This is a genomic window from Pseudomonas sp. ICMP 561, assembly GCF_002699985.1.
Taxonomy (GTDB): Bacteria; Pseudomonadota; Gammaproteobacteria; order Pseudomonadales; family Pseudomonadaceae; genus Aquipseudomonas; species Aquipseudomonas quasicaspiana.
In genome coordinates, this window is sequence record NZ_LKBT01000069.1 from 1 (window position 1) to 22,929 (window position 22,929).

Sequence of the window (22,929 nt, forward strand, 5' to 3'; positions counted from 1 at the left end):
CCCTGCCAGTTAAAAACTGTTACCTATGTGCGTGAACTGATTTGTAACCCATGTGGGTGAGTCATACCGGCAAGAGCGTTTTGCTTACTTTTGCGCTCTATCAAAAGTGAGGCGCTGTAAAAGCGCAACCAATAGAAGCCGTTCACGCGAGAACGGATATGTACGCAAAAGTCCTCGCATGGAAAAAATGTGTAGATACATATGCTTATCGCGGGCAAGCACCGCTCTCACAGGAAACCGAGTTCGCCACGCAACAACGCGGTGCCCAAGGACACCGCGCCGTCTACCGCATACCTCTCAATACCCCGTAACCGCCCCTGGAATCCACGAAGTCCCTGCCAGCGGCACCCGCGCCATCGCCGCCGATTCAACCGTCAATGCCACCAGATCCTCAGGATCAAGGTTGTGCAGGTGCGATTTGCCGCAGGCGCGGGCCATGGTCTGTGCTTCCAGGACCAGCACTCGCAAGTAGTTGGCCAGACGGCGGCCACCTTCCACCGGGTCCAGACGCTTGGACAACTCCGGATCCTGCGTGGTGATGCCCGCAGGGTCGCGACCGTTCTGCCAGTCGTCATAGAAGCCCGCCGCCGAGCCGATCTTTTTCAGCTCCTCGTCCAGACGTGGATGGTTATCGCCCAGCGCGATCAACGCCGCAGTACCGATGGCAACAGCGTCGGCACCGAGTGCCATGGCCTTGGCCACATCGGCACCGTTACGAATGCCGCCGGAAACGATCAACTGAACCTTGCGGTGCATGCCCATCTCTTGCAGCGCCTGAACGGCTTGCGGGATGGAGCAAAGAATCGGCAGGCCGACGTGTTCAATGAACACCTCCTGCGTTGCCGCCGTACCGCCTTGCATGCCGTCGAGCACGATCACGTCGGCACCGGCCTTGACCGCCAGCTTGACGTCGTAATACGGGCGACTTGCGCCGATCTTCACGTAGATCGGTTTTTCCCAATCGGTGATTTCGCGAATCTCGGCAATCTTGATCGCCAGGTCATCCGGGCCGGTCCAGTCCGGGTGGCGACAGGCCGAACGCTGGTCGACGCCAATCGGCAAGGTGCGCATGCCGGCCACGCGCTCGGTGACTTTCATGCCCAGCAGCATGCCGCCACCGCCCGGTTTGGCGCCCTGCCCCAGCACGATTTCGATGGCATCCGCTTTGCGCAGGTCATCAGGGTTCATGCCGTAACGCGATGGCAGGTACTGATAAACCAGATGCTGAGACTGACCACGCTCTTCCGGGGTCATACCGCCGTCACCGGTGGTGGTGCTGGTCCCGGCGATGGACGCGCCGCGACCCAGGGCTTCCTTGGCGTTGGCCGACAATGCGCCGAAGCTCATGCCAGCAATGGTCACGGGGATTTTCAGGTGGAGCGGCTTCTTGGCAAAACGGTTGCCGAGGATCACGTCGGTGCCGCACTTCTCGCGATAGCCTTCCAGCGGATAGCGGGACACGCTGGCGCCCAGCAACAGCAAGTCATCAAAGTGCGGCAGCTTGCGCTTGGTGCCGCCGCCACGAATGTCATAGATGCCGGTTTCGGCGGCCCGCTGGATTTCCTGAATGGTCAGCCGGTCGAAGGTCGCTGATTCGCGCAGTACGGGAGTCGCTGCTTTCGGGTTAATAGAGTCGCTCATGGTGTGGCTCCTGAATCAGTACGCAGACGCGTTATCGACTTTGAAGTTGTACAACTGACGGGCCGAGCCATAGCGCTTGAAATCAGCGGCCTTGTGCTCGAAACCGGCGCGATTGAGCAACCCTTGCAGTTCTTCCAGATGCTCGGCGCGCATCTCTTTCTCGATGCAGTCCGAGCCCAGGGATTCCACGGTGCCTTTGACGTAGATGTGGGTTTCATACAGCGAATCGCCCAGCGCATCGCCCGCGTCACCGCACACCACCAGTCGCCCGGCCTGACCCATGAAGCAGCTCATGTGGCCGATGCTGCCACCGACCACGATGTCGATGCCTTTCATGGAAATGCCGCAGCGCGCTCCGGCGTCACCCTCAATGACCAGCAAGCCGCCGTGAGCCGTGGCGCCTGCAGCCTGGGACGCGCTGCCTTTGACCCGCACGTAACCGGACATCATGTTCTCGGCACAACCCACGCCGACATTGCCGTGCACGGTGATCGAGGCCTTCTGGTTCATGCCCGCGCAGTAGTAACCGGCATGGCCCTGAATATCGATGGACACCGCTTCGTTGACGCCGACCGCCAGGTTGTGTGCGCCGTTGGCGTGAGTCACCACCCACTCGCGGTCCTGCACGTTATTGACTTGATCGTGCAGCGCCTGATTCAGCTCGCGGACGGTGGAGGTGGAAAGATCGATGGTTTTCATGTGTGCGCTCCTTAAGCCGACTCGCGTTCCCAGATGTACATGGTGGCCGGGACGGGTTCCCAGACCTTGGCGTTTTCGATACCCGGCAGGCTCGACAGCGCCTGATACTCCGAGGCCATGGCCACGTAATCATCGGTTTCAGCGAGGATGGCTGGCTTGCAGGCAATCGGATCGCGGATCACCGCGAAGCCGTTGCGGGTGCCGATGGCGAAAGTGAAAAAGCCGTCCAGTGCTTCCAGCGAACTGTCCAGGGCGGTCTTCAGCGAATCGCCCTGTTGCAGACGCCAGGCGAGGTAACCGGCGGCCACTTCAGTGTCGTTTTCGGTGTCGAAATTGATGCCTTCGCGGCGCAGTTCCTGACGCAGGCGGAAGTGGTTGGACAGCGAGCCGTTGTGCACCAGGCACAGGTCCGCGCCTGTCGAAAACGGATGGCTGCCTTCCATGGTCACCGCACTTTCCGTGGCCATGCGGGTGTGGCCAATGATGTGGCTGCCCTTCATGTTAGCCAGACCGAAGCGTTCGGAAATCTCCTTTGGCAGGCCCATACCCTTGAGAATCTCGATGCTCTTGCCGGCACTCATGATCCGCACGCTGGGTGCCAGTTCAGCCACGGCGGCACGCACCACCGCTTCTTCGGCCTTGACCTTGAGCACGATGGCGCTGGCGTTCTGAAACCAGTCCAGCGACGTCGCCAGACGACCTTCCAGCGCGGCAACCAGTGCCTGAAAGTCGTAGTCTTCAGTGGTCGCCTGCAAGGTCAGTTTGATCCAGCCGTCCCCCACTTCATCGCCATAAATCGCAAACCCTGCGCTGTCCGGGCCGCGATCCGTCATGGCTTCGAGCATCGGTTCAAACAACTTGCCGAGCTGGGACTCCAGCGCCGGATTTTTCAAATACAAGCCAACGATTCCGCACATAGCCTCACCTTGTTCGGGAGCGGTAAGCTGCAAGCTTTAAGCTGCAAGCTTTAAGCTGCAAGCTGACCGGGTAGATAAATAGTTTTGTGTCGTTGCCGCAGACTGCTTTTCCTTGCCGCTTGCAGTTTGAAACTCGCAGCTGCCGCCCAGCTAAATCAGAAAAACTCGGTGTAACGCTTGATCTCCCAATCACTCACATGGCGGCTGTACTCCACCCACTCCATGCGCTTGAGCTTGATGAATTCGCCAACGATTTCCTGACCCATCACTTCAGCGAACAATGGGTCCGCTTCCAGGGCATCGCAGGCTTCCTTGAGGGACTGCGGCAGCGTCTTGATGCCGCGCGCGGCGATTTCTTCAAGGCTCAGGCTGTAGAGGTTTTCGTTGCAGATCTGCTCGGGTTCCAGCTGGCGGTCGATACCGTCCAGGCCCGCAGCGATGATCGCGGCGCTGACCAGATAGGGGTTGCACCCGGCGTCCGGCAGACGGAATTCCAGGCGGCCGTAAGGCACGCGGACCATGGCCGAGCGGTTGTTGGCGCCAAAGGCAATAAAGGCTGGCGCCCAGGTCGCGCCTGATAGCGAATTACCCACAACAAGCCGCTTGTAGGAGTTGACGGTCGGTGCGGCAAAGGCACACAGCGCGGGGCCATGGGCAAGCAGACCCGCCGCGAAGTGGTAGGCCATTTTCGACAGGCCCATACCGTGCTTGTCGCTGGCATCGAAGAACAGGTTTTTGCTTTCGGCGCTGCTGATCGACAGGTGAAAGTGCATGCCGTTACCGGCGCGCTTCGGGTCCGGTTTTGGCATGAAGGAGCAGATCATGCCCATGTCATTGGCGATCTCACCGGCCGCCATGCGGAAGAACGTGAAGCGGTCCGCCGACTCCATGGCATCGCTGTAGGTGTAGTTGATCTCGAACTGGCCGTTGGCGTCTTCGTGGTCGATCTGATAGATCTCGAAGCCCACCGGCTGCAAGGCTTCGGTCAGGCGCTCAAGGAAAGCCCGGGAACGGGACAGGCCTTTGTAGTCGTAGCAGGGTTTGTCGAGGTTATCGCTGGCGTCGACCAGTTGCAGCTTGCCGCCTTCATCGCGACGCATCAGGTTGAATTCAGGCTCAAGGCCGGTATTGAGGGTCCAGCCCTTGTCTTCCAAACGCTGCACTTGTTGCTGCAACACATAGCGGCTGTCGTAAGGATGTGGCTGGCCGTCAACATGCCCGATGCACACCACCCGGCCATAACCGGGTTGCCACGGCACAGGGATCAGTGTCGACAAATCGCCCTTGGCCATGAAGTCCGGGCCATGCGGCTCCATACCCATGCCGCAGATAGCGAAGCCTGCGAACCCGGCACCCGCCTCGGCTACGGCCTCCAGACCACAAACCGGCACCGATTTGGTTTTCGCCGCGCCATGAATATCGACGAATTGCGCCAGCACGTATTTGATCCCGTGCTCCTCGATCAAGCGCTGTGTTTCTGGTGGCAACATGAGTGATCACTCCTCGCGATAGGCAAGCGTTGTAGTAGGGATGACGGTTTCACTTTCCATCGGAGCAATGAATATTCCGAAAGGGAAAGTTACTTTCCCAACAGGAATGCAAGCTACTTGCCAACTTGGTATACCAACGGCAGAAAGGAATCGAGGGGCGAAATTCTGCTGTATATATGGGAAACTCGTTTTCCCACGAGGAATAATCAGCCGCCACAAAATAAAGAGCGGAGAAAAACGCACATTCTCAGTGCGAAATTAAATTTCACGAACGGAAAACGTGCACACCTGATGAACATGCCGAACGAACCTGAACCGAAGTTGAAGCTTGAGCAGTACCTGGGCATTCAGATCAAACGCCAGCGCCAGGCGCAGGAGCTGAAGCTGGCCGACGTTGCGCGTATCGCGGGCATCAGTCAGGGCATGCTGAGCAAGATCGAAAACGCACAGGTCTCCACCAGTCTGGATAACCTGAGTCGGCTGTGTGATGTGCTGGGCATGCCTATGTCCAAGCTGTTCGCCCAGTACGATCAGAAAGGCAGCAGCGCGCTGTTGGTCAAGGCCGATGAAGGGCTCGAAGTGGTCCGGCGCGGTACTGAGAAGGGCCACACCTACCACCTGCTCAACCACACCCGAGGCCCGAAGAAGAGTTTCGAGGCGTACATGGTGAGCATGGACGACGCCAGCGAGGAATTCCCGACCTTCTCCCACCCCGGAACCGAGTTTCTGCACCTGCTGGAGGGCGAACTGGTATATCGCCACGGCAACCAGCTGTACCGCATGGAAGCCGGTGACAGCCTGACCTTCGACGGCGACATTCCCCATGGCCCGGAAGAACTGGTCAAAGTGCCAATCCGCTTGTTGTCGATCATGAATTATGGGGCGCAGGGGGAGTGAGGCTTCCCGCTGAAATTCCACAGCTTAACCAGGGTCCTGTTGGAGCGAGGCTTGCCCGCGAAGAAAGATAATGCGATGCGTCTGATGCACCGAGTCGCCTGGTTCGCGGGCAAGCCTCGCTCCAACAGGGAATTGCATTCCACCCCAACAGTTGCGCGCTGCCGGCTGTTTCCCCATTAAATCTTGCAACACCCAAAATTTCCCCACAGTAAAAAAAGTTTCCAGAAAATTCTGGACGCAGGATTTTCTTTCGCCTATAAAACCGCCTCATGAATATTTAATTCCTGATGGGAATTTTTATTCACCCAGAAAAAACCTTTTTACTGATGAATTTTCGCCCTGCGCTGAGCTGCCGCCACTTCTCCGAGGACAAGCCATGCAACACGAAAAGAACCATTTCATTCTCAAGATCAGCTGTCCGGCGACGTCCGGCATTGTGGCTGCCGTGGCTTCCTATCTGGCGGACAACAGCTGCTACATCGGTGAAATGGCGCAGTTCGACGACGAATTCAGCGGTCGGTTTTTCATGCGTGCAGTGTTCCGTTTCAACGACGGGCACCTCGGCGATATAACCCAGCTCAAAGCCAACTTCGACGAGGTGGCCAAGGCATTCGATATGCAGTGGGAACTGCATGACACCCGCCAGCCGATGCGGGTGTTGTTGATGGTGAGCAAGTTTGACCACTGCCTGACGGATCTGCTGTACCGCTATCACAAGGGCGAGATGGACATGACCATTACCGCCATAGTGTCCAACCATCTGGACTTGCGACCGATGGCCGAACGCGAAGGTATTCGCTTTATATACCTACCGGTGACCAAGGACAGCAAAGCCAGTCAGGAGGCCGAATTGTTGAAGGTGGTCGACGACACCCGCACCGATCTGGTGGTACTGGCGCGCTACATGCAAATCCTCTCCGACGACCTGTGCAAGCAGCTTTCCGGCCGGGCGATCAACATTCACCACTCGTTTCTGCCCGGCTTCAAGGGTGCCAAACCCTATCACCAGGCCTATGAACGCGGCGTGAAACTGATCGGGGCCACGGCGCATTACGTCACCAGTGATCTGGACGAAGGGCCGATCATCGAGCAGGAAGTACAGCGCGTCGACCACGCCTATCTGCCCGCTGATCTGGTCGCGATGGGCCGCGATACCGAAACCGTAGCGCTGTCCAAGGCCGTCAAATATCACCTGGAGCACCGGGTATTCCTCAATCAGGACAGAACAGTGGTGTTCCGATGAACGCGAGCAAAATCATTGACGGCAAAGCCAGCGCGGCGCGGGTCCTTGCCCAGGTCAAACTGGACGTCAGCGCCCTGAAAAAAGACGCCATCGAACCGGCACTGGCGGTGATTCTGGTGGGTGCGGACCCGGCGAGTCAGGTCTATGTGCGCAACAAGATCCTGCGCGCTGAAGAGGCTGGAATCCGCTCGCTGGAATACCGCCTGGACGCCGACATTACTCAAATTCAATTGCTCGACCTGATCGCGGAATTGAATGCTGATCAGGCCGTGCACGGCATCCTGCTACAGCTACCGTTGCCCGCCCACATTCAGGAGGCCCGCGCATTGCAGGCGATTGATCCGCGCAAGGATGTGGACGGCTTTCACAGTGAAAACGTCGGTGGGCTCAGTCAGGGTCGCGACGTGCTTACACCCTGCACACCCAGCGGCTGCCTGCATTTACTGCGTGAAGCCTGTGGCGATCTGAGCGGCAAGCACGCGGTGGTGATCGGCCGTTCCAATATCGTTGGCAAACCCATGGCCGCCCTGCTTTTGCAGGCCCATTGCTCGGTCACCATCGTGCATTCACGCAGCATCGACGCCAAGGCGCTGTGCCGCCTGGCCGACATCGTGATCGCCGCCGTCGGCAAGCCCCGCATGATCGACGCCAACTGGCTCAAGCCTGGCGCAGTAGTGATTGACGTCGGCATCAACCGTATCGACGAAGACGGTCGCAGCCGACTCGTCGGCGATGTGGATTTCGACAGCGCCCTGCCCCAGGTTTCAGCCATCACCCCGGTACCCGGCGGTGTCGGGCCGATGACCATCGCTTTCCTGATGAAAAACACGGTCACCGCTGCACGCCAGCAGGCCCTCGCGCAACGTAGCCAATCGGAGGCCGCATGCCTTTCAACCTGCTGAAATACGGGCTGAGCTCAGAGTACCCGGTCGAGGTAGACTTGCCCGCTCCCAAAGAGCTCAAATCTTCTTACGACGTGGTGATCATTGGCGGCGGCGGACACGGGTTGGCCACAGCCTATTACTTGTCGCGCTACCACGGCATCACCAATATCGCCGTGCTGGAAAAAGGCTATCTCGGCGGCGGCAATACAGCACGCAACACAGCAGTGATTCGCTCCAACTACCTGACCAGCGAAGGCGTGAAGTTCTATGCCGAATCGGTGCGGATGTTCGAGGGGCTGTCCAACGAATTCGACTTCAACATCATGTACTCCCATCGCGGCCAGCTGACCCTCGCGCACACCGATGCCACGGTGCGTTCGTTCCGGCAGCGTGCCGAAGTGAACAAGCACTTTGGCGGCCGCACCGAGATGATCGACCGCCAGCAGATCCGCGAACTGGTGCCAAGCCTGAACCTTGATCCAGGCCATATCCCGGTGCTGGCAGGTCTCTGGCATATGGACGGCGCGACCGCACGCCACGATGCCGTCGCCTGGGGTTACGCCAAGCAAGCGGCCAAGCGCGGTGTGGAAATTCACCAGCTCACTGAGGTTCAGGAACTGGTCATCGAGAACGGCACCATCACTGCGGTGAAGACCAATCGCGGCACCATCAAGTGCGGCTGTGCCGTGCAGGCGGTGGCCGGGATGAGTTCACAACTGATGAAAAAGGCTGGCATTCGCTCACCGATTCAGACTTTCCCGCTGCAAGCCATGGTGACCCAGCCGTTCAAGCCGTTCCTCGACCCGCTGGTAAGTTCTTCTGCCTTGCACTGCTATGTGCAGCAGACCAGCCGTGGCGAAGTGGTCTTCGGCGGCGGCTCCGATCCGTACCCGCTGTTCAACACCCGTTCGACCCTCGACCTGAAAGAAAGCCTGCTGGCCCACGCGGTGGAAATGTTCCCGTTTCTGGCCAACGCCAAGCTGATGCGGCAGTGGGCCGGGATCACGGACATGACACCCGATTACAGCCCGATCATGGGGCTTTCACCGGTGAAGAATTATTACCTGGACGCAGGCTGGGGTACCTGGGGTTTCAAGGCGACGCCCATCTGCGGCAAGACCATGGCCGAGCTGGTCGCCAGCGGTGGCAAGACCCCGGACCTGATCAAGCCGTTCGGCCTGGAGCGGTTTTCGACCTTCCAGCAAGTCAACGAAATGGGCGCGACCGCGGCCAGCCACTAAGGAGAGCGGAATATGAAGATCATGAATTGCCCGCTCAACGGGCCGCGCAACATCACCGAATTCACCTATGGCGGCGAGTTCAAGCACATGCCGGACCCAGCCACCTGCAGCGACAGCGAATGGGCCGACTACGTGTTCAACAGCGAAGATATGCTGGGCGTAGTCCGCGAATGGTGGATGCACACGCCGTCCAGCTACTGGTTTCTGGTTGAGCGCCATACCGGCAGCGATGAAATCATCCGCACCTTCGACCCCAAAGAGGTGTTCACCTCAAGGGTCGAATTTACCGCTGCCCCCGCCAAGGAGACCGCCCGATGAGCATGCCTGAAGAATTCCGGGGGACCCGACTGGCCGCGCCGATGGGCCTGCTGATCGACCGCAACAAACCCCTGAGTTTCAGTTTCGATGACCGGCTCTATCAGGGCTATCAGGGCGACAGCGTGGCCAGTGCCCTGCTCGCCAATGGTCGCTTCCTGTTGTCGCGTTCGTTCAAGTACCACCGACCACGCGGACCGCTGACCATGGCGGGCCAGGACGCCAACACGCTGATTCAACTGCCCCATGAGCCCAACGTGCTGGCGGATACTTTCGCCCTGAAAGAAGGCTTGCAGGCCAGCGGACAGAACTTCAACGGTTCGCTGGACAACGATAAGGATGCCTACCTCGGCAAATTCTCGAAATTCATGCCGGTGGGTTTTTACTATCGTTCGTTCTACAAGCCCAAGGGCGCGTGGAAAGTCTGGGAGCCGATCATTCGTAAAAAAGCCGGGCTGGGCGTGCTCGACCTGAAGTTTCAACCCGAGTATTACGACAAGGCCTATCTGTTCACTGACCTGGCGGTGATCGGTGCCGGTCCTGCCGGGTTGCAGGCGGCACTCACGTCAGCCAACGCCGGGGCCAAAGTGCTGTTGATCGAGCAACAGCCCATTCTCGGTGGTTCGCTCACCTACGCCCGTTTCGACATCGACGGCCAGCGTAGCGAACAACTGCGCCGTGAACTGGTGGAAGCCGTCGAACACCACGCCAATATTCGCGTCCTCAAACAAGCCACCTGCAACGCCTGGTTCACCGACAATTATTTGCCGGTGATTCAAGGTAAGCGCATGTACAAAGTGCGCGCCAGCCAGTGCCTGATTGCCAGCGGCTCATTCGATCAGCCGGTGATTTTCCGCAATAACGACCTGCCCGGCGTCATGCTGACCAGCGCCGCGCAACGCCTGATGAAGCTGTATGCGGTCAAACCCGGCAAACGCGCGGTGGTCCTGACCGGCAATGACGACGGCTACCTCGCCGCGCTGGATTTGCACGAACAGGGTGTCACCGTGGCGGCGGTGGTAGACATGCGCGCTCACCCGGCAGACCGGGCGCTGCTAGTGGCCCTGGAACGACGCGGCATCAGCTGTCACCAAGGCAGCACGGTATATGAAGCGCTGCATGAAAAAGGCATGCGTCATGTCAGCGGCGTTGATCTTCGCAAGATTACCGGCCAGGGTCAGGTGGCGGGCAGCGGCCAGATCGTGGACTGCGATCTGCTGTGCATGTCCGGTGGTTACATGCCGGTTTATCAATTGCTGTGTCAGGCCGGCGGCAAACTCAGCTACGACGATCAACTGGCCGAGTTCACCCTGAGCGGCCTGCCGAACAACCTCAACGTGGCCGGTTCGGCTCACGGCTACCATGCGCTGGACAACGTGCTGGCTGATGCAACTCATGCAGCGGCCAACATCGTCGTCGCCCTGAGTCTTGAATTGAGCGTCAAACCACTGCCCTTGCAGGCCGAAGCGCAGGTCAACTTCCCGTGGCCGATTTTCCCCCATCCCAAAGGCAAGGATTTCGTCGATTTCGATGAGGACCTGCAGGTGCGCGACATCATCAATGCCACCCGCATCGGCTATCGCGATGTGCAACTGGTCAAACGCTACTCAACCGTCGGCATGGGGCCGTCGCAGGGTCGCCATTCGGCGCTGCCCACGGCGCGGCTGGTGGCTTCGTCAACACAACGCAGCGTCAGCGAAACCGGCGTGACCACCGCTCGTCCACCGTTCGAAGCCGAGAAGCTGGCCCATGTAGCCGGGCGGGCGTTCGATCCGTATCGCCAGACACCGATGCACAAGCGCCATGTCGAAGCAGGCGCCAAGATGATGCCCGCGGGCATCTGGCAGCGCCCGGCCTATTACGGCAAACCCCATGAGCGGGAAACCTGCATGCAGCAGGAAGCCCTGCACGTGCGCAACAAGGTCGGCATCATCGACGTATCGACGCTGGGCGGTCTGGATGTGCGCGGCCCGGATGCCGCCGAACTGCTTAACCGCATGTACACCTTTGCCTTCATCAAACAGCCGGTGGGTCGCTCACGCTACGCGCTGATGACCAATGAGCTCGGCGTGGTGATCGATGACGGAGTGTGTGCACGTTTCGCCGACAACCACTTCTACGTCACCGCCACTACCAGCGGCGTTGATCGCATCTATCAGCAGATGCTTAAGTGGAACGCCCAGTGGCGCCTAAACGTCGACATCGCCAACGTCACAGTCGCAATTTCCGCGGTCAACGTGGCCGGACCAGACTCGCGCAAGGTGCTGGAAAAGGTCTGCAACGATCTGGATTTATCCGCAGAAAGCTTTCCCTATCTGGGGGTGCGCGAAGGCACGGTCGCAGGGATCAAGGCGCGCTTGTTGAGGGTCGGTTTCGTAGGTGAGCTGGGTTATGAAATCCACGTTCCGGCACGTCATGCGCTCACGCTCTGGGACGCGCTGATAGAAGCGGGCAAAGAACACGACATGCGCCCGTTTGGCGTAGAAACGCAGCGTTTGCTGCGCCTGGAAAAAGGTCACGTAATCATCAGTCAGGACACCGACGGCATGACCCACCCGGCCGAAATCGACATGGGTTGGGCGGTCAGCCGCACCAAGCCGTTCTTTGTCGGACGACGCTCGGTGGACATCCTCGAAGCGCAACCGATGAAACGCAAACTGGTGGGCTTCACCCTGCCGAAAAACAGCCCGCAGCCGCTGGAAGGTCATCTGGTACTGAAAGGTCCGGACATCAGTGGCAACGTCACGTCCTGCGAATACTCGTCGAGCCTGGGCAAGATCATTGGTCTGGCCTACGCGGCATTCGATCAGAGCCAGCCGGGGCAACAGATTCCAATTCGCGTCGAAGGCGGCGTGGTGGTCCAGGCCACGGTCGTAAAACTGCCATTCTTCGATCCCGAAAACCAACGTCAGGAGCTTTGAGCCATGTCCAGCCTGCAAGCGGAACGTTACATCGGGCCAGGCCCGCTCCAACAATGCGCCCTGCTTGACCTGACTGATGTACCCAGAGTCGGTTTTCGCGGCCAGCAAAGCGCCGAGTACCTCAGCGCTCGGGGCTTCTATCTGCCGGACGCGCCAAACCGTGCGGTGACCCAGGCCGACGGCAGTCATGTTGCCCGGCTGTCTCAGACGGAATACCTGATCCTGGGCAGCCTTGAGGATGAAGGCCAACGCATCGCCGATGAAGAAGCCCGCTGGGAGCTGGATCACAACGCCAACTACCTGCTGCCCCGGCAAGACAGCCACGCCTGGCTACAACTCAGTGGCCTGCACGTCAGCGAAGTCATGGCCAAACTCTGCGGCGTGGATTTGCGCCCGCAGGCGTTCCCGGAGGGCGCAGTAGCGCAAACCTCAGCGGCGCGGATCAATGTGATCGTTATCAACCTGGGCTCGCAGGAGTTGCCCGCGTTCCAGCTCCTCTGCGACCGCGCTTCACTGGAGTACTTCAAGGGCGCCGTGCTGGATGCCATGGGCGAGTTTGACGGGGTGTTGATTCTCAAGTGATCGCTGGTGTTGATGTGGCGAAGGATGAAAAAGCCAAAATCGCGGGATCACACCAGAACCTGTGGGAGCGAGGCTTGCCCGCGATACAAGCACCGTGGTCTATCTGATAAACCGCGGCGCCCTTATCGCGGGCAAGCCTCGCTCCCACATTGATATCTGTTTGCTGCGCGACAGCGCGGTGTCAGTGACACCGGCGCGGCTCCCACATGAAACCGCCTACAGGATCGGTTCAACGCCTACTTCCCCGAACAGCACCTGCGGAATTACTCATGCTCGATACTCCTGAAAAAGACACCGACTACAGCGTCCCGGCCCTGGCTCGGGGGTTGAGTGTGCTGGGGATGTTCAACGCCCGGACCCGCAGCCTGAGCATTCAGGAGATCGCCGAGCGCCTGGGCGTCAGCACTTCAGCGGTGTACCGGATTCTGTTTACCCTCACCAGCATGGGCTACCTGAACAAGCTCAACACGCAGTACGAGCTGGGAGCCAGGGTCATCAGTGACGGCTTCAGTTACCTGGCCAGTCGCGACATCGTGGAAGTGGCCATGCCACACCTTAACCTGCTGCGCGACCGCACCTCGCTGTCCTGCCACCTGAGCATTCGCGAACAGACCGACAGCCTGTATCTGTTCCGCGCGTTTGCAGCCCAGCGGCTTTCGGTAAACATCCCCATCGGCACACGTATCGCCTGTCACTGCACGGCCATGGGGCGGATGTTGTTGACGGCTTTGAACGAAACAGAGCTGGCACAGCTGTATCAACACGTGCGGCTGGACGACTACCCCACTCCCGCCCCGCGAACCCTGCCTGAATTGCAACGACTGATCGCCGAGGACCGGGACCGCGGGTGGGTACTGCATCGGTCCGACTACTCCACAGCGATTGCAACGTCTGTCCGGGATCACAACGGCCAGGTGACGGCGGCAATCAATCTCTCCGGACCGGATGCGGTCATGGATCCCGAAGGTGCCACGGACCGCTTCCAGCAACTGCTTTTTGAATGCAGTGCCGGCATCAGTCGCGACCTGGGTTTTGCAGCGCAAACCCTCTGATTCAGCGCCAACCGATTTCCCCCGGTACGTCTTGCTCAAGAACTCCGAAATACTGCCGATAGCGGCATACCATAATACTAATTAGCAACACATCTGCGTGCCTGCCAAACCCCTCCTGAGACTGCTCAGGGTGTTAGCCAGAACTGCAATCGGAGCATGGATGAATATCAAACAAAAATTGACGTGGGCATTCGCAATAATCGCGTCCCTGCCGATCATCGTCGTTGCCAGCATCGTCATCATCAACCTGCGCAGCGATGCGACCGATGGATTCTCCGACAGCAGTGGCCGTGAAATACGGCAGGTCGCCAATGCGATGCAGCTGTTTTTCGACGGGATCAGCCAAAACGTTGAATACCTTGCTGCCAATCCTCTGCTGACCGGTGCAGGCAATGGCCTAAAGAGTTTCATGACCTCTGATCAGCAAAATGCTCCCGAATCCGAAACGGACAAGAGCATCATTGCCCTGTTCGACCGCATGGGCGTAAGCCACCCCGCTTACTCCTACATTTCCTACGGCCTCGCCAACGGCAGTTATGTACCTTGGCCTGAAGGCCAGAAATTTGGTGATTACGACCCGCGAGTCCGACCTTGGTACAAGGCGGCCCTGGCCACTCCGGGCAAGGTCGTGCGCAGCGACGCTTATTATTGGGCGGCTGACGACGCGGTGATGGTCAATACCGGGCGTACCATCAGTAACTCACTGGGCAACCCCGGCGGCGTGGTGGGCATCGACGTAACACTCAAGCAGCTGACGAGCATCGTCAAGCAGATCAAACTGGGCGAAAGCGGTTACCTGATGCTGCTGGAAAAAAGCGGCAACATTCTGGTAGATCCACGTAAACCCGAGCACAACTTCAAGAAAATTTCCGACCTTGGCGATGGTTACGCCGAACTGGCCAAAACCACCAAGGGACTGGTCGAAGTCGAACTTGATGGCGAGCGCTACATGGCCAACGTGTACCCATCCGAACAATTGGGCTGGAACTTCATCGGTCTGATCAAGCAGGACGAAGTGATGGGATCGGCCACACGCCTGACCTGGCTGATAGCCGTAATTGCTGCAGTACTGGCGATTATTTTCGCGATCCTTGGCGCCAGCTTCGCTTCACTCATCGTGCGCCCGATTCGCAGTGTGGCCAGCGGTCTGGAAGGCATTGCTCAAGGTGAAGGCGACCTGACCCATAACCTGGATGTGCGCGGCAATGATGAAACGGCGCAACTGGCTAACTGGTTCAACAAGTTCCTCGCCGCTATCCGCAGCCTGATTCAGCACATCGGCCTGGCCGCGAACAAGATTCTCGATACCTCCACCAGCTCGACCCAGGTGTCGAACAACATGGCCGACGCCGCAGGACGTCAGCGTGAAGCGGTGGACATGGTGTCGACTGCTTTCCATGAAATGGTCGCCACGGCCAACGAAGTCGCCCGCTCGTGCAGTCAGGCCGCGGACTCGGCAGACAACGGCCAGCGTCAGGCCCGCGAAGGCCAGCGCCAGATCGACGATGCGGTGAGCAGCGTTGATCAGTTGAGTTCTGAACTGTCCCAATCAGCCACCGCGATGGTGCAGTTGGAAAAAGACAGCAACGCCATTCAGTCGATTCTCGACACCATTCGCTCCATTGCTGAACAGACCAACCTGCTGGCACTCAACGCAGCCATCGAAGCAGCGCGGGCCGGTGAGCAAGGTCGCGGGTTTGCGGTGGTGGCCGACGAAGTCCGGGCTCTGGCCAAGCGGACGGCTGATTCCACCGCCGAGATCGATAACCTGCTCGGTACCCTCGCCCGCCGCACGTCGTCGGTGACGCAACAAATGAACGCCAGCCTCGCCGTGTCGCAGCAATCGGTCGAGAAAATCGGCCAGGCACGCAGCAGCTTCGGGCAGATCCGTGAGTCGGTGGATGTGATCCGCGACATGAACACCCAGATCGCGACCGCTGCTGAAGAGCAGCACCATGTAGCGGAAGACATCAACCGGCACATCAGCCAGATCCATGGCGATGCGCAGCTGGTGGCCGAACTTGCCGAGTCAGCCCGTGCCGACTCCCGCAGTCTGGCCGCCCTGTCCAGCGAACTGGACAGTCTGGTCAAGCGTTTCCGGACTTGATGGGTAGCGGCGGGTCGAGATAAGCACTCCGCCCCGCCGCAACATTCAGAAACATCCAGCCTTCAACACAAATAGAAATAATTCCTGATAGAGACGTTATACTGTAACGAATCTATAAGGAATGTCAGAAATGCCCCCTCGCAAAATGGCCTCATTCGCAGGCCTCGCTTTTGGTCTTTTGGCCGACGCCAGCTACGCAGAACAAACACCGCAAACCTATGAACTCGACACGATCACGGTCAACGCTGACGCCAATTATGAGTCAGCGACGGGCCCGGTCAGCGGCTACCGCGCCACCCGCTCCGCCACTGCCACAAAGACCGATACGGCGATCAAAGACATTCCGCAATCCATCAGCGTGATCCCCGCCAGCGTGCTCAAGGACCTGGGCAGTCATAACGTGGAGCGCGCGCTGGATTACGCCGGTGGCGTATCGAAACAGAATAACTTCGGCGGCCTGACCCTCTACGAATACAGCATTCGCGGCTTCACTACGTCCGAGTTCTACAAGGACGGTTTCAGCGCCAACCGTGGCTATCCGAGTACACCGGATGCCGCCAACGTCGAGCGCATCGAAGTGCTCAAAGGCCCTGCCGCCAGCCTGTATGGCCGAGGCGACCCCGGCGGTACGGTAAATATCGTCACTAAAAAACCTCAGGCCGATGCCTTCACCACCCTGCAGACCAGCGCAGGCAGTTGGGACCGCTACCGCACCGCACTGGACGTCAACGCCCCGCTGAATGGCGACAAGAGTGTGCTTTCCCGAGTGAACCTCGCGGTAGAAGACAACAACAGCTTTCGCGATCACGTCGACAGCAAGCGGGTTTTCGTTGCCCCGACGATCAGTTGGCAGTTAAGTCCAGACACGTCTCTGTCGGTGGAGACCGAGTTTGTCCGTCATAGCTCGACCTTTGACCGCGGCATCGTCGCCCCCAACAACAAGTGGAGCGGCATGTCCCGGCGAACCTTCCTCGGTGAGCCAAACGACGGCGACATCGATAACGACAACAACATGATCCAGGCGGCGCTGGAGCATCACTTGAATGACTTCTGGTCGTTGCGTCTGGCCAGTCATTACAAGGAAGGTGAGCTGTCAGGTTACGCCTCGGAAAGCCGCGCACTGAATGCTGATGGCCGCACAGTCAACCGCCGCTACCGCGAGCGGGACATGAGCTGGCACGACAGCATTACCCAGCTGGAACTGCGCGGTCTGGTGGACATAGGTAGCTGGGAACACCAACTGTTGATCGGCACCGAGTACGAGAATTACCGCAAGAACGAGCGCGTGACCAATACCGCGGGCAGCCCTTATGCCATCGATATCTACCAGCCGGTCTACGGCCAGCCCAAGCCCAACGGTATACGTTCCGGTACGGACTTCTTCGAGCACGTCGAAAGCCAGGCGCTGAACCTGCAAGACCAGATCGTTTTCACCGACAAGCTGCGCGGCATGATCGGCGCGCGCTTCGAGCATTTCGAACAGAGCATCGACGACTACACCGTAAACCTCACCAACAAGCAGCAGCACAACGCGCTGACCTACCGCACCGGCCTGCTCTACCAACTCACGCCGCAAGTCGGCCTGTTCGCCAACGCTTCCACTTCGTTTAAACCCAACAACGGGACTGACGCTGCTCGAAAGAGCTTCGATCCCGAAGAAGGTGTTGGCTATGAAGCAGGGATCAAGACCGAACTGTTCGATGATCGTCTGAGCGCCACCGTCGCCGCTTTCCATATCGAAAAGGAAAACGTACTGACGCCCGAACCGGGCACCGACTTCAGTCGCGCCATTGGCAAGGCGCGCAGCCAGGGTGTCGACCTGCAATTCACCGGGCAAGTGACCGATGCGGTGCGAGTGATTGGCGCGTTTGCCTACATCGACGCAGAGGTCACCAAAGGCGACACGACCATTCCCACGGGTAGCCGCATCCTCGGCGTGGCCAAACGCAGCGGCAGTCTGCTCGGGGTTTACGAGTTTCAGAACGGCCTGCTTAAAGGCTCGGATCTGGGTGCAGCGTTCACGTATGTCGGCGACCGGTCCGGCGAGGCAGGCAAAAGCTTCGAGCTGCCCGCGTACCACACCGTCGACCTGCTGGCGCATTACAAGGCCAATGAAAACGTCACCGTTGGCCTGAACCTGAACAACCTCTTCGACGAGAAATACTTCGAGCGTTCCTACAGCAATTATTGGGTCGCCCCCGGCGAACCACGCAACTTCACCGTCAGCCTTACCCTCAGCCTCTGATTAACAAGGACTTACCATGCATTTTCCAAAAACAATTATGGCCCTGAGCCTGCTCGGCGCTTTCTCCATGCAACAGGCCAATGCCCATGGGCTATGGACCGAAGAGCGGCGCGGCAACATCGAAGTGGTTTACGGCCATGGTGCCGAGGACAGCAAGTTCAAAGCGGAAAAAGTCAGCGGCGCCTGGGCCTATGACATAAATGGCAAGATGATCCCGGTGACCGTCGAACGCCTTGCCGACCATGCGCGGCTACAACCTTTGAGCAAGCCCGCGGTGATGTCCGTCGCACTGAACAACGGCATGTGGTCACAGACTGCGGACAAGAAATGGACCAACGAAGGCCGCACCAAAGTCCCAGGGGCGGTTACAGCGTTGCAGACCTTCAAGTACAGCCTGGCGATCTACGAACCGGGCGTGAAACTGCCAACACTGAAAGGCTTGAAACTGGTCATCGTGCCGCTGGCCGACCCGCTGAGCGTCGGCCCGGGCAAAGCGTTACCCGTGCAAGTGCTACTGGATGGCAAACCGTTGGCAGGGATAAAACTGATCGGCGACTACCGCAGCCAGCCGGATGAAGTCAGCGCAACCACTGACGCCCAAGGCCGGGCCAGTGTCGTGGTGCGCAACGAGGGGCTGAACGTCATTGCAGCCGAGACCGTAGTGAAAGTGAGCGGCAATCCGGACATTGATGAGCAAGGGTTGTTTACTTCGCTGACGTTTGTCGGTGAGGCGCATCACGAGTGATAACACCTGATTTGTAATGCTTTTCTGTAGGAGCGCACGAGCACCGCGAGGCCGCGATAGCGGTGTTTCAGACAGATCGCTATCGCGGCCTCGCGGTGCTCGTGCGCTCCTACAGGTCTAGCGTTTGCCTCGAGACACCGCGCCTACAAGTTCAGATATTAGAAATACTTCAACCAGGCAATGTCCTTACGCCGTGCCTTGAAGCTAGCGAACGCCTTCACAGCCGGGAACAGTCCCACCGCCAGCAACACCGAACACAACCACACCGCGCCCACCGAATCGAAGCCAAAGTAATTGCCTTTGTTGGTGCCCCATATCGCCACGGCGATCAGGTACAGAATCTTCAGCACATACAGGTGCAGCAGGTAGAAGAACATCGGCGCAGCACCGAACACCAGCAACGGCTTGAACCACGCCCGCCCTGCTGCCTTTTCGAACCAGACCAGCAGCAACATACCGATGCCCAGCGTCAGGCTGAGGAACAGCAGCGATGGCGGGTACTTGGTGATGTTGAAAAAGCTCATCACCGTCTGCACGCTGGTCTCACCGATTGACCAAGGCTTCTCGCCGTAACCGTTAACCAGACGCAACAGGAAGAAAAGCACCAGCAGACCCAGGCCAGCCAATACCAGACTGCTTTGACGCTTGCGCGCATCAGCACCGGATGCGAACCACGGGCCCGCCGCGTAACCCAGAGCGATAACACCGATCCACGGCAGCAACGGATATGACGTGCGCAGACGCAAACCATCCCAAGGCACTAGCCAACCGCGGTCATGCAGGATCGCCCACGGCACATACATCGCCGACTCCTGGGTGAAGTGCAGCGTATCCAGCAGGTTATGCCCGGCAATAATCACCACACCAATCACCGCCAGCGCGGGTCTCGGCAGTTTTACCAGGATGGCCAGCGCCACCATGCTCAAGCCGATGGCCCAAATCACTTGCAGGTAAACCGTGGTCGGCGGGAACTGGAAGGTCCAGGCAAAGTTCACCAGCGTGACTTCCAGTGCAATCAGGAACAGCCCGCGCTTGAACAGAAAGCCCGACACCTCACTCGCCCCGTGGCGTTCGCCGTAGAGATAAGCCGACAGACCGGTCAGGAAGATGAACAGCGGCGCACAAAGATGCGCCAGCGTGCGGCTGAAAAACAATTCAGGCGGCGTGGTGGTCACGTCCATCGGGTCTGAAACCTGGAGGTGCAGCAGGAAGGTTTCGCGAACATGGTCGAGCAACATGAACAGAATGATCAGGCCGCGCAACGCGTCAATCGATTGCAATCGAGTGGAAGCCTGAGGCTTCAGAGGGAGGGTCGTCATTGAAAAACTCATGGTGAGGGATTGGTGCGAAAGCGGCTGCTATCAGTTCAAACGAACGACTGCGCACAATCTTGAAAAAGCGCATTAATGTTATGTTATATCAACAACCAGTACAATTAGCCGTGGTGAGGTTATGCAGGATCTGCTCCAGAATGCTCACGGGTGTGCAGGAGCCAGTCAGTTAACAGCCATAACGTTATTCGCTAATGTTATTTAAATATTTTTTCTTATACCTATATCGTCTGCCCATCGTTTACATCTTTCTTTGTTCAACGCTGGAGCACGGCATGACAAACACCTCGACACGTCGCCCTCGACTTTCCCGCCTGGCCACCTCCCTGGGTCTGGCAGCGACGCTGCTGACCGGCAGCTTCGCCATGCCGACCGCTGCTCAGGCCGAAGGGCAACTGCGTATCGCCGAGCAGTTCGGCATCGTTTACCTGCTACTCAACGTTGTGCGCGACCAGAACCTGATCGAGAAACACGGCAAGGCGGATGGCGTGGACATCAAAGTCGACTGGACGCAATTGTCGGGTGGCGCAGCCGTCAATGACGCACTGCTGACCGGCGCTGTTGATATTGCCGGTGCGGGTGTAGGGCCATTGCTGACCATCTGGGACCGGACCCACGGCAAGCAGAACGTCAAGGCCGTGGCTTCGTTGGGTAACTTCCCCTACTACCTGGTCAGCAACAATCCCAAGGTAAAAACCATTGCGGACTTCACCGAAAAAGATCGCATCGCAGTCCCTGCGGTGAGCGTTTCGGTTCAGTCACGTTATCTGCAATATGCGTCGGCCAAACTGTGGGGCGATGCGGAATATGCGCGACTGGATAAATACACTGTCAGCCTGCCGCACCCTGACGCAGCGGCAAGCATCATCGCAGGCGGCACCGAGCTGACCGGGCACTTCTCCAACCCGCCATTCCAGGAGCAGGAAGTCGCAGCCAAAGGCGTGCATGTGGTGCTCAACACCTACGACCTGCTGGGTCCGAACTCGCCGACACTGCTGTTCGCCACCGAGAAATTCCGCAACGAGAACCCGAAGACCTATAAAGCGTTCATCGAGGCACTGAGCGAAGCTGAAGACTTTATCCGCAAGGACAAAGGCGCTGCGGCAGATACTTACATTCGTGTCACCAAGGCGAAGATTGATCGGGATGAGCTGCTGAAAATCATCGACAACAAGGATTTCGAGTTCACCATCACACCGAAGAACACCTACCCACTGGCCGAATTCCTGCACCGCGTCGGCGCGATCAAGAACAAGCCTGCGTCGTGGAAGGACTACTTCTTCCAGGATGCGAAGCCGTTGCAGGGGAGTTAAGGAGTTCTCTGTAGCGCCTTGGGTCCATGGCACACCGCTGTCGCGAAGCAAACGGATGACCCGGTAGGAGCCAACTTGTTGGCGAGACGTCGGACCTGCATCGTCAGAAATTCCGCTTCGCCAACAAGTTGGCTCCTACCAGGTCTGCGTTTCAACCCCATTAGTGAAGTGGTGTTTGGTGGGAGCCGCCCCGGTGTCCCTGACACCACGCTGTCGCGCAGCAAACACGGACCCTGTAGGAGCGCGCTTGCCCGCGATTCGGCCTGTCAGTCGATGAATATATTGCCTGTGCTGACGCGATCGCGGGCAAGCGCGCTCCTACAGATGAAAAAGTACTCCAAATCACATAGTTGTAGTTTGTTTGATAGGAGCAGAGCTTGCTCGCGATATAGGCGATGCGGTCCATCAGCCGACCCGTTATCGTTCATCGTCGGAATGCCGCCCAGACCAAGCCCGGCCCCCACAAAGGACATGCAAATCGCCCGGTCATTCGACACCCCGCAACCCGCTCATCAACTCTTCCCGGCACTTGAGCAGCGCTTTCTCGATGCTTTCCCTGGCCTGGACAATTCTCCAGGCCGGGCCCGCCACGTCAATCGAGTAGAAACCCTGCGGCGTCTGCAGACTCACGGCCACGGACGCCACGCCCTGGGTATGTTCTTCATTACCGAACGCGATCCCGCTCTGCCGTATTTCATCCAGTTGCTCAAGCAGCAGCGGCAAGGTCAGGGTGTTGGCCGTCAGTGCCTTGATCTTGCGGCCGATCAATTTGACCACTGACTCGTTGTCCATCCTGGCCAGCAAGGCCTTACCACCGCCAATGCCATAGATGTTCAGAATGCCCCCGGGCCCGGAAGAAACCCTCAAGGAATGACTCGACACCACGGTGTGCAAAATCAATAGCTCAGCCCCCGCAGCACTGGCCAGCACAATGGTCTCGCCGGTTTCCGCCCCAAGCTTTTCAAGATAAGGCCGCGCCTTCTGCACGATGTCCACATGACTGTGAGAAGCAAGACGCATCAGCGCCGGGCCCAGACAGATTCCGCCTCGTCCGTGGACTTCCAGCAGCTCTTCAAGCGCCAGTGCGTCGACCAGTCGCTGCACCGTGGAGCGAGGCAATTCACAGCGTTTGGCGATTTCCCCAAGACTCAAGCCGGCTGGCTCTCCTTCGAGGCTGCGCAGGATCGCCGCTGCACGGGAAATAACCTGTACACCACCGCGATCTGAATCCGTCGTCATCATGGACACACCTTGTCATAAGTACCACTGATTGATACAGTGTACCGCCTTGCAGTTAATAACTGAA

General features: G+C 58.6%; 17 protein-coding genes and 2 pseudogenes. 13 read left to right on the plus strand and 6 right to left on the minus strand.

Annotation, left to right across the window (positions count from 1 at the left end):
* Positions 1 to 297 precede the first annotated feature (297 nt).
* From AO242_RS26750 to glnT, 4 genes are all read right to left on the minus strand, one after another.
* On the minus strand, positions 298 to 1,641 hold the full coding sequence (locus AO242_RS26750) for an FMN-binding glutamate synthase family protein (protein WP_027901061.1): 1,344 nt from the start codon (positions 1,639 to 1,641) through the stop codon (positions 298 to 300).
* Positions 1,642 to 1,656: 15 nt separating this feature from the next.
* A complete protein-coding gene (locus AO242_RS26755) occupies positions 1,657 to 2,340 on the minus strand; it encodes a protein glxC (RefSeq protein ID WP_095097189.1) in 684 nt (227 codons plus the stop codon).
* Between the two features lie 11 nt (positions 2,341 to 2,351).
* A complete protein-coding gene (locus tag AO242_RS26760; RefSeq protein ID WP_099271041.1) occupies positions 2,352 to 3,257 on the minus strand; it encodes a class II glutamine amidotransferase in 906 nt (301 codons plus the stop codon).
* Between the two features lie 155 nt (positions 3,258 to 3,412).
* The gene (gene glnT / locus AO242_RS26765; RefSeq protein ID WP_099271042.1) at positions 3,413 to 4,747 is read right to left on the minus strand and encodes a type III glutamate--ammonia ligase; all 1,335 of its coding nucleotides are present in this window, start codon (positions 4,745 to 4,747) and stop codon (positions 3,413 to 3,415) included.
* A gap of 291 nt (positions 4,748 to 5,038) precedes the next feature.
* Here glnT and AO242_RS26770 point away from each other — a divergent pair, with 291 nt between their 5' ends.
* From AO242_RS26770 to AO242_RS26825, 12 genes and pseudogenes are all read left to right on the plus strand, one after another.
* Positions 5,039 to 5,644, plus strand: a complete 606-nt coding sequence (locus AO242_RS26770; RefSeq protein WP_027901065.1) for a helix-turn-helix domain-containing protein — start codon at positions 5,039 to 5,041, stop codon at positions 5,642 to 5,644.
* Positions 5,645 to 6,020: 376 nt separating this feature from the next.
* On the plus strand, positions 6,021 to 6,887 hold the full coding sequence (gene purU, locus AO242_RS26780) for a formyltetrahydrofolate deformylase (RefSeq protein ID WP_099271043.1): 867 nt from the start codon (positions 6,021 to 6,023) through the stop codon (positions 6,885 to 6,887).
* Positions 6,884 to 7,789 carry a bifunctional methylenetetrahydrofolate dehydrogenase/methenyltetrahydrofolate cyclohydrolase FolD gene (folD, locus tag AO242_RS26785; RefSeq protein ID WP_099271044.1) on the plus strand — a complete coding sequence of 302 codons (906 nt, stop codon included), beginning with the start codon at positions 6,884 to 6,886 and terminating at the stop codon, positions 7,787 to 7,789. Before purU ends, folD begins: the two co-directional genes overlap by 4 nt.
* A complete protein-coding gene (locus AO242_RS26790; RefSeq protein ID WP_099271045.1) occupies positions 7,771 to 9,012 on the plus strand; it encodes an FAD-dependent oxidoreductase in 1,242 nt (413 codons plus the stop codon). The genes folD and AO242_RS26790 overlap by 19 nt, the downstream gene beginning before the upstream one ends.
* Before the next feature lie 12 nt (positions 9,013 to 9,024).
* The gene (locus AO242_RS26795) at positions 9,025 to 9,330 is read left to right on the plus strand and encodes a sarcosine oxidase subunit delta (RefSeq protein WP_099271046.1); all 306 of its coding nucleotides are present in this window, start codon (positions 9,025 to 9,027) and stop codon (positions 9,328 to 9,330) included.
* A 2-nt stretch (positions 9,331 to 9,332) separates the two neighbouring features.
* Positions 9,333 to 12,248: a 2Fe-2S iron-sulfur cluster-binding protein gene (locus AO242_RS26800; RefSeq protein WP_099271230.1), complete on the plus strand. Its 2,916-nt coding sequence runs from the start codon at positions 9,333 to 9,335 to the stop codon at positions 12,246 to 12,248.
* Between the two features lie 3 nt (positions 12,249 to 12,251).
* Complete coding sequence (locus tag AO242_RS26805; RefSeq protein WP_099271047.1) at positions 12,252 to 12,830, plus strand: sarcosine oxidase subunit gamma; 579 nt, start codon at positions 12,252 to 12,254, stop codon at positions 12,828 to 12,830.
* 269 nt (positions 12,831 to 13,099) lie between these two features.
* Positions 13,100 to 13,882: an IclR family transcriptional regulator gene (locus AO242_RS26810; protein WP_099271048.1), complete on the plus strand. Its 783-nt coding sequence runs from the start codon at positions 13,100 to 13,102 to the stop codon at positions 13,880 to 13,882.
* Between the two features lie 316 nt (positions 13,883 to 14,198).
* A pseudogene (locus AO242_RS30315) lies at positions 14,199 to 15,131 on the plus strand (HAMP domain-containing protein); the annotation flags it as partial.
* Between the two features lie 258 nt (positions 15,132 to 15,389).
* Positions 15,390 to 15,989 (plus strand): annotated as a pseudogene (locus tag AO242_RS30320) (methyl-accepting chemotaxis protein); the annotation flags it as partial.
* Positions 15,990 to 16,119: 130 nt separating this feature from the next.
* Positions 16,120 to 18,234, plus strand: coding sequence for a TonB-dependent siderophore receptor (locus AO242_RS26820; protein ID WP_099271050.1), 2,115 nt, complete (start codon positions 16,120 to 16,122; stop codon positions 18,232 to 18,234).
* Between the two features lie 16 nt (positions 18,235 to 18,250).
* Positions 18,251 to 18,979, plus strand: coding sequence for a DUF4198 domain-containing protein (locus AO242_RS26825; protein ID WP_099271051.1), 729 nt, complete (start codon positions 18,251 to 18,253; stop codon positions 18,977 to 18,979).
* Positions 18,980 to 19,137: 158 nt separating this feature from the next.
* Here the strand turns inward: AO242_RS26825 and AO242_RS26830 are convergent, their stop codons facing one another.
* Positions 19,138 to 20,298, minus strand: a complete 1,161-nt coding sequence (locus tag AO242_RS26830) for a DUF1624 domain-containing protein (RefSeq protein ID WP_099271052.1) — start codon at positions 20,296 to 20,298, stop codon at positions 19,138 to 19,140.
* A gap of 287 nt (positions 20,299 to 20,585) precedes the next feature.
* Here AO242_RS26830 and AO242_RS26835 point away from each other — a divergent pair, with 287 nt between their 5' ends.
* Entirely contained in the window at positions 20,586 to 21,623 is a 1,038-nt protein-coding gene (locus AO242_RS26835) for an ABC transporter substrate-binding protein (RefSeq protein ID WP_027902828.1), read from the plus strand.
* A gap of 486 nt (positions 21,624 to 22,109) precedes the next feature.
* Here the strand turns inward: AO242_RS26835 and AO242_RS26845 are convergent, their stop codons facing one another.
* Positions 22,110 to 22,865, minus strand: a complete 756-nt coding sequence (locus tag AO242_RS26845; RefSeq protein ID WP_099271054.1) for an IclR family transcriptional regulator — start codon at positions 22,863 to 22,865, stop codon at positions 22,110 to 22,112.
* Positions 22,866 to 22,929: the final 64 nt, after the last annotated feature.

What these genes read in the sequence shown, in the direction of transcription:
- AO242_RS26750 (WP_027901061.1), bottom strand. Translation starts at nt 1,641, where the DNA reads ATGAGCGACTCTATTAACCCGAAAGCAGCGACTCCCGTACTGCGCGAA.
- AO242_RS26755 (WP_095097189.1), bottom strand. Translation starts at nt 2,340, where the DNA reads ATGAAAACCATCGATCTTTCCACCTCCACCGTCCGCGAGCTGAATCAG.
- AO242_RS26760 (WP_099271041.1), bottom strand. Translation starts at nt 3,257, where the DNA reads ATGTGCGGAATCGTTGGCTTGTATTTGAAAAATCCGGCGCTGGAGTCC.
- glnT (WP_099271042.1), bottom strand. Translation starts at nt 4,747, where the DNA reads ATGTTGCCACCAGAAACACAGCGCTTGATCGAGGAGCACGGGATCAAA.
- AO242_RS26770 (WP_027901065.1), top strand. Translation starts at nt 5,039, where the DNA reads ATGAACATGCCGAACGAACCTGAACCGAAGTTGAAGCTTGAGCAGTAC.
- purU (WP_099271043.1), top strand. Translation starts at nt 6,021, where the DNA reads ATGCAACACGAAAAGAACCATTTCATTCTCAAGATCAGCTGTCCGGCG.
- folD (WP_099271044.1), top strand. Translation starts at nt 6,884, where the DNA reads ATGAACGCGAGCAAAATCATTGACGGCAAAGCCAGCGCGGCGCGGGTC.
- AO242_RS26790 (WP_099271045.1), top strand. Translation starts at nt 7,771, where the DNA reads ATGCCTTTCAACCTGCTGAAATACGGGCTGAGCTCAGAGTACCCGGTC.
- AO242_RS26795 (WP_099271046.1), top strand. Translation starts at nt 9,025, where the DNA reads ATGAAGATCATGAATTGCCCGCTCAACGGGCCGCGCAACATCACCGAA.
- AO242_RS26800 (WP_099271230.1), top strand. Translation starts at nt 9,333, where the DNA reads ATGCCTGAAGAATTCCGGGGGACCCGACTGGCCGCGCCGATGGGCCTG.
- AO242_RS26805 (WP_099271047.1), top strand. Translation starts at nt 12,252, where the DNA reads ATGTCCAGCCTGCAAGCGGAACGTTACATCGGGCCAGGCCCGCTCCAA.
- AO242_RS26810 (WP_099271048.1), top strand. Translation starts at nt 13,100, where the DNA reads ATGCTCGATACTCCTGAAAAAGACACCGACTACAGCGTCCCGGCCCTG.
- AO242_RS26820 (WP_099271050.1), top strand. Translation starts at nt 16,120, where the DNA reads ATGCCCCCTCGCAAAATGGCCTCATTCGCAGGCCTCGCTTTTGGTCTT.
- AO242_RS26825 (WP_099271051.1), top strand. Translation starts at nt 18,251, where the DNA reads ATGCATTTTCCAAAAACAATTATGGCCCTGAGCCTGCTCGGCGCTTTC.
- AO242_RS26830 (WP_099271052.1), bottom strand. Translation starts at nt 20,298, where the DNA reads ATGACGACCCTCCCTCTGAAGCCTCAGGCTTCCACTCGATTGCAATCG.
- AO242_RS26835 (WP_027902828.1), top strand. Translation starts at nt 20,586, where the DNA reads ATGACAAACACCTCGACACGTCGCCCTCGACTTTCCCGCCTGGCCACC.
- AO242_RS26845 (WP_099271054.1), bottom strand. Translation starts at nt 22,865, where the DNA reads ATGATGACGACGGATTCAGATCGCGGTGGTGTACAGGTTATTTCCCGT.